Annotated in this window: 11 protein-coding genes; 5 read left to right on the forward strand and 6 right to left on the reverse strand. The window is 66.9% G+C overall.

Annotated features, from left to right (window positions below; genetic code table 11):
- Positions 1-133: 133 nt before the first annotated feature.
- Positions 134-1,393, forward strand: coding sequence for a tetratricopeptide repeat protein (locus tag OG844_RS44265; RefSeq protein ID WP_406387525.1), 1,260 nt, complete (start codon positions 134-136; stop codon positions 1,391-1,393).
- A gap of 1,002 nt (positions 1,394-2,395) precedes the next feature.
- Here the strand turns inward: OG844_RS44265 and OG844_RS44270 are convergent.
- Positions 2,396-3,220: a hypothetical protein gene (locus OG844_RS44270; RefSeq protein WP_406387523.1), complete on the reverse strand. Its 825-nt coding sequence runs from the start codon at positions 3,218-3,220 to the stop codon at positions 2,396-2,398.
- A gap of 242 nt (positions 3,221-3,462) precedes the next feature.
- Complete coding sequence (locus tag OG844_RS44275; RefSeq protein ID WP_406387521.1) at positions 3,463-4,080, reverse strand: hypothetical protein; 618 nt, start codon at positions 4,078-4,080, stop codon at positions 3,463-3,465.
- An 849-nt stretch (positions 4,081-4,929) separates the two neighbouring features.
- Between OG844_RS44275 and OG844_RS44280 the strand changes: the two genes are divergently transcribed.
- Positions 4,930-5,406 (forward strand): lamin tail domain-containing protein, encoded by a 477-nt coding sequence (locus OG844_RS44280; protein WP_406387520.1) that lies wholly within the window; start codon positions 4,930-4,932, stop codon positions 5,404-5,406.
- Between the two features lie 448 nt (positions 5,407-5,854).
- Positions 5,855-6,589 carry an HNH endonuclease family protein gene (locus OG844_RS44285; protein ID WP_406387518.1) on the forward strand — a complete coding sequence of 245 codons (735 nt, stop codon included), beginning with the start codon at positions 5,855-5,857 and terminating at the stop codon, positions 6,587-6,589.
- Between the two features lie 769 nt (positions 6,590-7,358).
- Here the strand turns inward: OG844_RS44285 and OG844_RS44290 are convergent.
- The 4 genes from OG844_RS44290 to OG844_RS44305 all read right to left on the reverse strand — a co-directional run bounded on the left by OG844_RS44290 (position 7,359) and on the right by OG844_RS44305 (position 9,828).
- Positions 7,359-8,012 carry a hypothetical protein gene (locus tag OG844_RS44290; protein WP_406387517.1) on the reverse strand — a complete coding sequence of 218 codons (654 nt, stop codon included), beginning with the start codon at positions 8,010-8,012 and terminating at the stop codon, positions 7,359-7,361.
- Positions 8,009-8,629 (reverse strand): hypothetical protein, encoded by a 621-nt coding sequence (locus OG844_RS44295; RefSeq protein ID WP_406395958.1) that lies wholly within the window; start codon positions 8,627-8,629, stop codon positions 8,009-8,011. The genes OG844_RS44290 and OG844_RS44295 overlap by 4 nt, the downstream gene beginning before the upstream one ends.
- A gap of 81 nt (positions 8,630-8,710) precedes the next feature.
- On the reverse strand, positions 8,711-8,896 hold the full coding sequence (locus tag OG844_RS44300) for a hypothetical protein (RefSeq protein ID WP_406387516.1): 186 nt from the start codon (positions 8,894-8,896) through the stop codon (positions 8,711-8,713).
- Positions 8,897-9,219: 323 nt separating this feature from the next.
- Complete coding sequence (locus OG844_RS44305) at positions 9,220-9,828, reverse strand: hypothetical protein (protein WP_406387515.1); 609 nt, start codon at positions 9,826-9,828, stop codon at positions 9,220-9,222.
- Between the two features lie 1,463 nt (positions 9,829-11,291).
- On the opposite strand from OG844_RS44305, the gene OG844_RS44310 reads away from it, so the two are divergent.
- Positions 11,292-11,555 carry a helix-turn-helix transcriptional regulator gene (locus OG844_RS44310; RefSeq protein ID WP_406387514.1) on the forward strand — a complete coding sequence of 88 codons (264 nt, stop codon included), beginning with the start codon at positions 11,292-11,294 and terminating at the stop codon, positions 11,553-11,555.
- Positions 11,556-11,711: 156 nt separating this feature from the next.
- The gene (locus OG844_RS44315; protein ID WP_406387513.1) at positions 11,712-12,575 is read left to right on the forward strand and encodes a DUF6083 domain-containing protein; all 864 of its coding nucleotides are present in this window, start codon (positions 11,712-11,714) and stop codon (positions 12,573-12,575) included.
- Positions 12,576-12,577 lie beyond the last annotated feature (2 nt).

A 12,577-nucleotide genomic window follows, 5' to 3' on the forward strand; every position in this document is an offset into this window, starting at 1 on the left:
GCCGTGTCAGTGGTGAGGGCTAGGGTGCGCTGTCGTGGACGCTGCTGATCTTGACTACCGGGCCCGAACATTGACGGGCTGCATTCCTCCACTACTGGTGGCGCGGCTTCTCGAACTCGGTCATGAGCGGGAAGTGGAGTTCCAGGCCGGCCGCGGGGAGTGGTTCTGCGCGCTGGAGTGGGCACGACTGCTCGGGCATCGGGGCCAGCGCGAGCAGGCCTTGGAGGTGCTCGCTCCGTACATCGCCACAGACTGGTGGCCGGCGGCCCGGGCCCGTGCGGAGCTGCTGGAGGGCTGGGGCCGGGTGGAGGACGCGATCGCGCTGTCCCGCCCGTACGCGCAGGCCGGTGACCGGCTGGCGCTGGTCTTCTTCGCGCGCCTGCTGGCCCGCCACGACCGCAGCGGCGAGGCGTTCATGCTGCTGCGCACCAAAATCCAGGACTGGTTCCTCGCCGAGTGCCTGGTCGACGTCGCCGAAGCGGCGGGCATGGACGAGGAAGCGGCGGCCCTGTTGGAGGCCCGGGTAGAAGGTGCGGTCCCCGCTTGCAGCGACGCCGACTGCCACAACCTGCGGATAGAACCGTCCAACGCAGTCGGCCTGCTCGCCACGATCAGGGAACGCCAGGGCCGGATCGAGGAGGCGATCGCCCTGCTGCACACCCGCGAGACCACCTCCGTCAACGGCCGTGACCAGCTGGCCGACCTGCTGGCCAGGCACGACCAAATCACGGAACTGCGTGCGTACGCGGCGTCCGAGTACCACGGGCACGCCGCGCAGCGCCTTGCCGAAGTGCTGGAAAAACGCGGCGACGTGGAAGGCGCGATCGCCGCCTACCGCACCTTTGGTGCTACGCCGGACGGCATGTGGCATGTGGCTGTACCGCTGTCCGAGCTCCTGGTCCGGCACGGACGGGGCGACGAGGCGATCGAGGTGATGCGCGCGCTCGCCGAACACGGCGCGGAGGACTGGATCGTCCACACTCTTTGCACCCTGTACGCCGATCACGGCCGGCCCCGGGACGGCCTGGCCCACCTCGATGCCCTCAGGGATCGCCACGGTGGCAAGGAGGAGTGGGACTTCTTCCGGATGCGGCTTCCGCTCATGGCCGACTGCGGCCTGCTCGATGAAGGGATCGAGCAGGCGCGGGTGCACCCCGAGGGCGACACGTGGTACGCGGCCTGGGTCCTGTCCGACGTGCTTGCTGAAGCCGGCCGCACCGAGGAAGCTGCCGCAGTCCTCGAACGGCACCCGACATTCGGCGGCTCTCTCCGTGCCGAGCGCCTGATCGAACTCGGCCGCATCGAGGACGCTGTACGAGTCCTCCAGCAGCCGGTGAGCAAACCGACCGCACCCGCCGGGGACGGCGCCTACTCCACCGAACCACCGTTCTGACAGCTCGGGCTGGTACGTGCCACGTCTCCACCGCTCGTCGCGGGCGGGTACGTGGATAGGAGGCTTGCCATTGAGGACAGGTGGGCTGGTTCATATGCTGCTGGCATGTTGAGAGCTTGGGGCTGCCGGGGGCCAGCGCCCTCGACAGCCCCTGCTGTCTGATGTGTAGGCAATAGGCCCGTCATGCGCGGGGTTGCCCGTTCGGACAATCTATGAGGTCAGCTAGTTCTCCTGTTTTACGGAGGCCACCACTGCGATGGTCGGGAAGGGCTAGCCGGATGCCAGAGTTCCCGAATCCTGCGCGCGGGGGCCTGCTGGACAGTTCTACCTTTCGGCGTCGGCTAGGAGTTCCCCCTGGGCGTGGCGTCCGGACTCGTTGAGTGCGGCGGTGTGTTGCTGCCGGGTGAGCCCGAGGCTGAGGCATGCTGCCACGCTGGCAAGCACCACCATTGCGCTGATCAGGCACAGTGCACTAACCAGTACGCCAGATCGTGGTGTCGATGATGTGGCGTCAGTGCCCGCGAAGCCGATGGCTGCGATGACGGCCGCGTGGGGTGGCCCAGCGTGGCGCCCAATTTTTCCGGATGTCGTCCGGCGCAGGGCGCTAAAAGCCCTTGAGCCGCGGTTTCCATCGGGCTTGCGGGGTTCGCAGTCCGAGGCTCCCCACGGGGTGCTGGCGCGCCCCTGCGCAGGAGAACTGGCACCGTACCTGCGCAGGGCGAGTTGGATGTGCTCATCGGTTGACAGCCGGCCTTTCCGCGGAGGGACAGGGGAAGCTGCCCGTGGAGTCACCCAGCGATCGAGAAGTTGCCGTAGTGCGTCGAACGTAGCGGCGAACATCCCGGTAAGCAGCGAGATGAGAGGCATGGATTGGTCTCCTTGTGTCTGGGGTTCGGAGCAGGACTGCCTGATTGCCGCAGGCACTTCTGGGCCCCGATCAGAGCCCACGGTCATCTCCCTGGGCGAGAGAAGACCGTGGTCTCGCAACGGGATCCACAAGCGCTAGCGGTTCTTCTTATTGCGGGGCTTGTAGTCGAATCGGGCCTGGACACGTGGATCCCGCAGCTTTTTGTTCGCGTCAGTGAGGGCTCGCCGGATGCCGGCATACGACTTGCCGAGGTCGTTTGCGATCGCCTTGAGATCCATGTCGTACCAGTGACGGCGTACGTAGACTTGGAATTGATAAGGGGTCAGCACCTCCCGAAGCACGGTGAGTGCCCGCGATCCGGAGTCCGGATCGGAGGCCAGTTCCACCAGCAAGTTCCCTGATGACGGATGCGCGGCGGGATCGGAGGCGTACACCTCGATCGACCGGCTCATCTCCTTGAGCTTCTGGTTGGCCTTGTTCTTGCAGATCGTCATGAAGTACGCGGACCAGTCGCGCACCGAGCCATCGACCGACGGCGGATCGACTTCCTCGCTCTCAGAAGCCAGCAGGTCGGGAGCCTGCACCAGCAGATCACCCTCCTGGCGGGTCTCAGGTACGGCGGCCGGTGATGGGGCATCGGCGGACCCGTCCGCAGGCCTGTCCCGCTCCACGGTCCTGCCGACTTGGATAACCAGTCCCAGGAGCGCTTCTTGGAAGACGTCGTCCTGGAACCGCTCGCCTACCATTCGGCCGATCTTCCGCCGGAACTTTCCCTGGCCGGCGAGCCTTGCTATCAGCTCACGTGCCTCCAACGGCAGTTCAGGTGCATCCCTCTCTTCGTCCTGCGGATCCTCATGGCACGGCTGTTGATCTTCTGGTGCACCATCAGAAGAACCCGGGGAAGGACCACGCTGCCCGGGTAGCGTGGAATCCTTCCGGCTCTCGGCGGACTCGGTCATAACGTGTTGTTCTCCGTTTCGGCGGCTGTCCCCCCGACCAAGAGGGATGTGTCCAAAACGGCGCCTTGTGTGAGCGGTTCACCAAGATTCTTTGAATGAACTCTTGTTCGACTGAACTCGGCTGCCGCTGTCCACCACCAGGGCGCAGCCTTCCTCCCCGTAACTGGAGGGCCGCCTGCACCGGGACAACGCAGAGGTGTGCCCCTCCCCGGCCGGGGAGGGGCACACCGCCTACGGCTGATCTATGGCTTCCGCAGCTCCCTGACGAGCTTCTCGGCCGAGGTGATCAGGTCGATGAGGTGGGTGGCCTCACGCCCTTGCTTCTGTACTTGGCTGATGAGCCTGTCCAGGGCGAGCCCAGGTGGGACCTCGGCGGTAGAAGTGGAGGCGAGGTAAGCCGCGCCTACTTCGTCGGCCGAGATGACGGCCGAACCGATGTACGCGGACATCGCCAGGACGACTCCGCTCAGCTCGTCGTGCAGCGCGGACTCGTGCTGTCCAGCGACATGCTGCACGCGCGGCAGCAGTTCACGCAACGCCGCGAAGTCCGCACCCATGGCAGCGCGTTCAAGCGCCGTCAGCCGCAGAACCTCTACGTGAACCTTCCCGAGGATCTCTTCAACGGCAACGAGGCCGGACCTGGCATGGTCGCTGCTCCGGTGCCGACGAATCAGCCGCCACCCCAGCAGAGCGACCAGCAGGCTCACCACAGAGGCGAAGAGGGGCGCCAGCACCTGACTGCTGCCGGCCGCCACCTGCGCGACGTCACCGGGGGACGCGAGCGCATCAATGACCTGCACGAGTGCGAGGCCGTTCCCGAAGACGTTCATGAGGTGCACCCCGCGGAAAATGCGGTCCATGCCGCCACACGGGTGGGTAGGTTGAACATGTGCCATCTCCCTGTTGGTGCAGCGACGCCCGCAGCCCGGACCACGAATCCCATGAGCAGGTGGCGTCTCCAATGCGCTGTCTGCCTCCATGTGCCGAATGAGCGGGCCGGTGTGAGCCGACGGCAAGGACACATCTCTGGCCGAAGCTTCAAGTTCGGGCACGCTGACCGGCTGGGCGGTCGGTTCACTGCCGATCCGGGTGCCCCACGTCTCCGTCTACCGACTCCTGCGCGGTGAGGATTGCCCTCCGGGTCCAACCCCGTCCATACGGGATGCTCTGCGACCGCTCTCTCGGAGCCAACCGGACCTGCACCGGCCTCTTGACCGAAGCCGCTGAACCCGCCTGCCTGTGACGACATCTGCGAGATTCGGCCCCTCGGCTTCAGCGCTTGGACGCTTCGAAGTGGCCGATCCGCTTGATGCTGATGAGTACCACTTAGCGCAAGTGTGTGACGCCATGCCGTGTGTTCGAGAATCGGCGGATGCCGCTTGTTACCGATTGGGCGACATCCGGAATGGCGATGCGCCTGTGGATAGACCGGTTGTGCGCCGGGGGTGCGCAAGCGTTTGCTGCCGATCACCCGCAGGGTGGGTGTAGCCCTCATCGAATGTCGAGTTCATGTCGATATTAATCGATTGACCGATGCAGGGGATCGTTACGGAAATGTCCGCATTTGGTTACCGGGGTCGAGTCGGTCTCCCGAGGCCCCGGTCGGGGTCGCACAGTGTGTGTTCTCGGCCCAGGACGGGTCGGGAACTCGTACCGCCTCTGGGGTCTTGAACCGGGCCCGGGGCATTGTGATTGAGGGGACATCACCTATGTCTGCTTCTTCGACCGCCCGCCGCGCAGCCGCTACCGTCCTGGCGGCCGGTGCCGTTGTCTCAGCGATCGCGCTGCCGGCCTCCGCCGACGACGGCGACCGCCACCGCCCCGGCCCCCGCGTCGTGATCAGTGACGTGCAGGCCGACAGCCCGGGCCGTGACAACCGCAGCAACCGGTCGCTGAACGCCGAGTGGGTCGAGATCACCAACCAGAGCCGCCGCGCGGTCAACCTGGACGGCTGGACCCTGCGCGACGAGGACGGTAACCGCTACCGCTTCGACGACGTCCGCCTCGCCGGACGCGCCACCGTCCGCGTCCACACCGGCATCGGCCGCGACACCCGCACCGACCTCTTCCAGGACCGCCGCTCCTACGTCTGGGACAACTACTCCGACACCGCCGTCCTGCGCAACGACCGCGGCCGCACCGTCGACACCGAGTCCTGGGGCGGCCGCCACCACCACCGCCGCTGATCAACGGCACGGCGGGCTGAAAGCCGGCTCCTGCCTGCCGGGCCCCACGCGGGGTGAGCGCAGGTGAGTGGGCCCGCCGGAGCCGGGATCCATCCTCATCATCAACTGCCCGCACCGTCCGTCCGGTGCGGGCAGTTCGGCCGTCATGCCGACCACGGGCGCGCAGCCGGGACTGAGCAGGACCGTGATCGGTCGAACTGCGGCCCCGCCGACCAGTCTAGGGAGCCCCCGCCGTCAGGCAGGGGCCGGAACCCTGGGCTGGATAGTCCCTTCCAGTCTTTACCTGGGCTGAGTTGAACAGCCGCGGCTACCGGCATCTGTCGGCACTGGGCCCAGGTGGTGCACGGCCTGCTTACTGCAGGTAGGCCCGCACACATGACCACCTGTCAGTAAAGGCGTAACGCTGCGAACATGAGTGGGCCACTGCATCCCATCAGGGAGTTCGCTTGTGAACCGTCGCCGCATCACGCCCGTTGCTGCCGCCTTGCTCGCCCTGTCGTTGGCCGGGTGCAACCCCCAGGCCGCGGACACCGGTGACTCGAAACCCTCCGAGGCCGAGGGATCGTCCGCCGCCTCGCCGGCACCGTCCGGTGCGGCCGGCGGGCCCGCCGAGGGTGCCCTCTCGCTCGCGGACGCCATCGCGAAGATCCCGGCCGGGACGGAAAAGCGCGACGGGTATGAACGCGACAGCTTCAATCACTGGGTCGACGAGGACGACGACGGATGCGAGACCCGGGCCGAAGTCCTCCTCGAGGAGGCGACCACGAAGCCCCAGCAAGGGGACCGGTGCGTACTCACTGGTGGTGTGTGGATGTCGTACTACGACGGCGCCGAGATCACCGAGGCGAGGAAGCTGGACATCGACCACATGATCCCGCTCGCCGAAGCCTGGGACAGCGGGGCATTCGGCTGGAGCGCTGATCGCCGCGAAGCGTTCGCCAACGACCTTGGCGCCGAGCGTTCGCTGGTGGCGGTGACCGCGAAGACGAACCGCAGCAAGTCCGACAGGGACCCTGCCAGCTGGTTGCCGCCGGCCGAAGCTACCCACTGCCAGTACGCCGCAGACTGGACTGCAACCAAACTGCGGTGGGGACTCAACGCCGACGACAAGGAACGGGCAGCGTTGGTGAAGCTCGCCGACAGCTGCGCAGACACGACTGTGAACTACGAAGTCGCGCCCTGAGCCCGGTTGTACGGCTCGGTGGCGAGGCGTGCGGGACTGGCAGTGCACCCGATCGCGGTGAAACGACCGTCGCCGCGCGGGCGGTTAGGGCATTAGCCACCAGGTGAAGCATGCTGCCATGCCTCATACCGTCCACCGTGACGCATTCCCGCGCGGGAGAGGAGGTTCAGGTCCGTGCCGAAGACTGAAGCGCTCCGCTTCGTATCCGTCGACCAGCCGCGTCGACGCAAGCGCGATGATGACCACGCCTGAAACAGCACACGAATGCCCGGGGTGAACGTTCCGTCGCCGGCCGGGCACACCAGCCGTCCACCCCGGGCCACGCCACTTTGTCAGAAGCCCCGGCGTGCTTGTCCGGGCGGGGCAGCTTTGTTCGATGAGCGGTAGGCAGGGGCGCTATCTGACATGTGGGGTCTGTCCGCCGTCCATTCATGCGAAGGGCGGCCCTTCGCTTGCTGTTGAAGAGGCACACCACTGATTTCGTGGCTCAGGCGGAGAATCGGCGAGCGCCCCCGTGCGGTTGGAGCGGTTGTGAATCCTGGACGGCACGCCGTCCCGGCCAGGCCGCCTGCACCACGACCTGGCCCGAGAACACGTCGTGGCACTTGAACTACCTGTCGATGGAAGCACGCGGGTTCCGAGATTCCTGAACGCTGGCAGGCCGGAACCTGCGCGTCAGTTGATAGCTGCGGCGGTCCCGCACGCGGGTTCCGGCGAAGCTGCCGGAATCTGATTTTCCGAGCGTTTGCAGTGCTGCCGATCCAACTGGCTAACCGGCAGGCCAATGTGGGTTCGGCGTGCCGTCATCGCTCATGTGCGCCCGTCGCCAGATTTCGTTCCAGTTGAACGGGGTCTCTGGCACGAACCGGTGCCGCTGCCCGCACGGACATGGCGCCAGCGCCCGTGCGCACCCACGGCACAGCTCGACCCAACCGTGCCCGGTCGAGCTCAGCACTCGTGGTCCCTCATCCCCGCAAGCCGGGCAGCCGGGCGGCTCGGCGCCGTCCAGAATCGCGTTCTGTCGCCGGACGTACTCGGACAGACGCAGCGACGGGTGGCGAAACGGGTCTTCGTACCAGGCACGGTCGGGGCTTTCCCACCAGCTCTGCAGCCACCACGGCCGAGGGTTCGGTACAGCCCGCCGCCCAGCCTGCTTCTCCGCCCGGCGCTGCGCTGCGTACTCGTCTGCCCGCACAAGCCACAGCACCCGCGCCTCGTGCAGTTCCTCCACCGCCCGCGACAGCGCGTCCGGGTCCGCCTCCAACCGACGGGGGATCGCGGCGCTGAGCGTGAGGTGGTGGTATGTCGCCCGCAAGCCGTAAGGAGCAAAAACGGTGAGGCAAGTGCGCAACGCGCTGTGCCGCCGGTGGAGGGGGAGCCGGGCGTCGTGCACGCGCGCTCGGTGGGTCAGGAAGCTGGTCATGGTGTGGGCGCCAGGTTCAGTGCCCGTGCCAGGGCGGCAGTGACGGCGGCGGCGTGTGCCGGCAGGTGTTGTTCAGCCCAGGTTTCGGCAAGGCTGAGGAAGTCCTGCAAATCCTGCTGGGCGCCGGTGACGAGCGTGCGTATCTGGTCTACCGACAGCTCGATCACCGGGCTGCTGTCCGTCTCGTGCGCGTCGAGCGTCAGCCGGACGATGTCGCCAAGACGTTCGGCCGTCGAGGACGGATCGTGGCCGAAGTAGGAGTAGCCGGTGCCGTTGAGCACCTCCAGCCAGTCGCGCCAGGTCTCCAGGCCGTTGCAGCAGCCTGGCTCGACGAAGACGATGTCGGTGGCGTTGTCGGTCACCCGGAAGCCGCCGGCGGCGAACAAGTCAGGCATGGTGAGCAAGCCGTGCAGGAAGGTGCCGAGCGGGTCGGTCGGACACGGCCCGTGCTCCTCCTCCGGCTCGAAGTCGTTGCAGTCGGCGATCTGCATAACCGCCGTGCCGACTTCCGCCGGAGTGAGCTCCCCGTTCAGCACGAGGTAGCCATATGACTCGTGCTCGCGAACAGGCCAGAGCGCGAAGTCGTCGGCTGCGGAGATCTCCAGAACGGGTTGCATCACAATCACATGGGGATGATGCCGGACCCACTGCTACACCGCCACGGGCTTTCAGCTGGCATCGGGCTGGGAGCAGGCCCGCTACCAGGGCAGTTTCGCGGTGCGCTCCGGGCAGGCGGCGCTGACATAGCGCATAGCGGTCTGCGCGGTGATCCCGAAAAGCCGCATCAGCTTGAGGGGATCACCGGTGGCAAACGCCTCGTCTAGCATGCGGTCCTGCCGCAGGCCGACGAGGGTGACGTTCTTGGGGAGGGTCCTGCGAGGCAATGTTCTGGGGTTCGTCGATGCCGGCCGGCCGCAGCAAGCCGCGGCGGACTTCGAGGGTGCCGCAGGCAAGGTTGAGATCGATTGTCCGAATCGTGCGGAGTTCTTCACCAGGCAGTGCGTGAACGGCCACCAAGGCGATGACCAGGCGGCTGAGCGGAGACTTCGCGTGACCCATCAATCCGGCTAGGAGGTCGCTGCGCACGGACCAACCTCGGAGGAGTAACTGATGCCGCCGAGGTAAAAGTCAGCTCCTGCTCGACATTGGTCGTCCGTGACCAGCAGGGCGGCCGACTCACCGCACACTCTGCCATTCGCTGCCGTGCCTACTGGGCAGACGTAGCGGGCTCATCGGAGGAAGCCGCTGTGGCGGCAGAAGCAGGGGTGTAGTACACGGATCGGCCCTGCTTGGAACGCTCCAGGAGACCGCGGGCAACACCATGCTCCAGGGCGTTGCGCACGACAGGCGCCTGCACCTTGCGCTGGGGATGGGCTTCGGTCAACGCGGCGGAGACCTCCGCGGCGGACTTCGGCTCGTTCTGCCCGGCCAGGTAACTGCTGGCCAGCGCAGCCCATGTCTCTTCGGCCTCGCCCTTGGGCGAGGCGGTCTTCCCGGCGGGAGCCTCACGGCCGGCCTTCGAAGGCTTGGCCGTACGCGAAACCTTCTTCTGCCGCGTTGTCGCACCCTTTCCACGACGCGCAGCCGGCACGGGGGCCTTCTTCCCGCCCCCGTGGTTCAACTCGCTGGAACCGCCAAGTACATCCTGCATTTTCACCAGGACCTTCTCGCTCTCCTCGAGTTGCTGGAGCTCGTCCTGCAGCCGGGCCAGTTCAGCACGGACCCGTTCCTGCTCCTTCTTGGTGAGCGCGAGGTCTTCCGTGACCTTCTGCGCGTAACCTGCGGTGACGGTGGAGGCTGCAGCGACTTGGGACATGAGGCCCTCATCTTTCTGTTTGCGAATGGGGGTAAGTCCCTGATGCTACTCACACTTTGCTGTGAGCAACTTCCCTGGCCGTGAATTCACCCCACACCCACACCCCCGCGCTGACTCTGAGCGAAGAGAATCCTGCACACGCCCGGGCGCAGCCCGCTGGCCTGAACTACTAGCAGTACACCCCCTTTTGGCAGAGACTAGGGACGGAATTGCAGCCAGTCGGTTCCAACGCTTGGGCCAGCGAGCAACTGCTTTCAAGACTCATCATGAGTGAGTTGATTCGGCGACCAGAGGGCCCACCGAACGTCTTCAGATACAGCTTCGAAGGTCCATGAACGCAGGAACCGCCTGTCGGCAAGCAGGTCAAGTTCCTGGGACAGCTGAGGCAGAGCAAGCCCGGACAAGCGCCCGAGCATCTCCCGATCGACGGCTGCATGAGCAGAACCGGGAGGAAGATGCGCCCCGAGTACCAGCGCGAGCAGCCTGGTGGTCACCCCGAGCGGGCCGAGTTGGCGCGCTCCACAGACGCGCAGCGCCCAGTCGGCTGCTCGGGCACGGCTCAGTCGCCCAGGAGCTTGGGTGCGCACCGTGGGATCCAGCAGCCGAGCGGAGAATCCCTGGCGAGGGCTGTTCGGCCGCACAGCGTGGATATGGAGCCAGCCTGCCCATTCCAGTTCTCCTAGTGGGGTGGCATCCGAACCCAGCCGCATTCCGCGCACGAGGCCGGTGGGGATGCGCACATCGCCGCCGCAGCTCGAGCGCAGTGCGCATTGCAAGGCAAGCAAGCGGGAAGCCGCAGAAGCCTCTGCCGGCAGGGCGGCTGCGAGATAGCTGAGCATCTCGCGCACCCGAACCTCGTCAGCGAGACCGTGCAGCCTGCGGTGTTGGGGCGGGAAACCGGGGGGTGAACTGGGCAGCGCAGTCTCCGGAACGACCGCCGCATGTTCCGTGGCACCAGCGCAGGCGGCACAGGTGTCGGCGAGCCGCCATTGACGACCGCCGCGCTCCCAGGCCAGGACGAGCAGGATGCTCCCGGCGCAGCCGCGATGCCTGGGGTGCCACCTGCAGCCGCGTGCGTGGCACTGGCAGGTGCGCAAGTGTGCGGGCAGCGCGTCGCGGCGCGCATGCAGGGCCAGGTGGGTCATCGCCTCGTGCGCCGAGGCGCGAATAGGTGCGGTGCCTGACGAAGAGCACCTTGAGCAGACGAGCACAGGTCCGCCGCGCTCGGGGCGTAGCTCCACCGTCCAGGTGCGCTGCACTGGCTGCATCGTGCACTGCCTCATGGGGCGCGTCTTCCTCCGGTCCTGCTCGCCGTGATGCCAATGAGTCCCTCATCCCGAGGGAGCGGGGTGAGGAAACGCACCGTAGTGCAGACCTCTGCCCTCGCGGCGGTGCGGCGACCTGCGGAAATAGGGCAGAGGTCTGCACTGACAGGGCAGGGGTCTGCACCATCGGATGGTGAGGTGACAACCTTCCCGCCCGACCCAAACCTCACCGCACTCCGCCTGGAGCTAGCCCGGCTGAGGAGCGAACGAGGCTGGACCTACGACGAACTCGCCGACCGTACCGGCCTGGCCAGACGCACCCTCATCGAAATCGAGCAGGGCCGCACCATCGGATCCCTCAAGACCTGGCACGCCATCGCCCACGCCTTCAACGTGCCCGTCGACCACCTCATCGCCCGCCTCTGCGAAGGCCACGAACCACCAGCAGAACCCCGCACCTAACGCCCAGGCTTCACCGCCCGGAGATCACCCGATCCAGTCGCCACAGGGAACTCCCGTACGGGCAATCGCATACGCGTTCCACGACGCTAAGTCGTTCGCAGGACACCTCGGCACGTTTCCCTCACCACGGGCGTGTCACCTGCCACCTTCGCCGACATGTGCTCCGCCACGGCCTCATCAGGCCGCCGATGGGACGGTTCCCCCGCCCGCCCCTCACGTTCACGCGCCCTGCGCGTCACCCCTGACAGCCCCACCCGCCTCGTCCGCAGCGCCCAGCCCGGCCGCTGCCCCGACTGCGGCAACCGCATCGACCGCTACCCCTGCGCCGACTCCGCCGACGACGGCCGGGTTGTCCCCCTCCATCCGCAGGAACTTCCCGCAGCCGCCGTCCCGGTCACCAGCCGCTGGCACGTCAGCTCCGGCACCGCCCACCCAGCTCACGACGGCAGCCCCTGGTGCCGCATCCCGCACGCCACCCTGTGCCCCGCACAACCAGCTCCCGCCGTCCTCACCCCACAGATCACCACCCTGCGCCGCCACATGGCCCTGCACACCCGCCGTTTCATCAACAACGGCGCTTTCACACCCCCGGCCGCCCAGCCATCCCCATCACCCACCACCACCTGCAGGCCAGTCAGGCCCGTCATCCATCTCCTGCGCGTCCTCCGCCTAGCCCCGCGCCCGATCGACACCATCCAATGCGTTTCGCAGACGCGACAGCGCCGTCGCTGCACCCGCCCAGTCTTCGACCCCGATACCCCTGGCGGCATCTGGACACTGCTCCCAGCACCCACCGCCGGCCGCCGCCCACCTTGTCCGGCGAACCTGATGGCCGTGTACGACCTCGCCCACCTGCCCTACGCAGAGCAGCTGCGATGGCGCCACCAGCACTGCCCCGACCACGCTGCCCCAGGAGCAGCCGACCTCAGCCTCGTCGAGTGGGAGCCCTTCGATCCCCTTCTGCACCGGCAGCACATCCACTCACGACTGCCTGGCCGCCCCCACACCCACCGACCGTGACC

It is taken from the genome of Streptomyces sp. NBC_00887 (assembly GCF_045207585.1).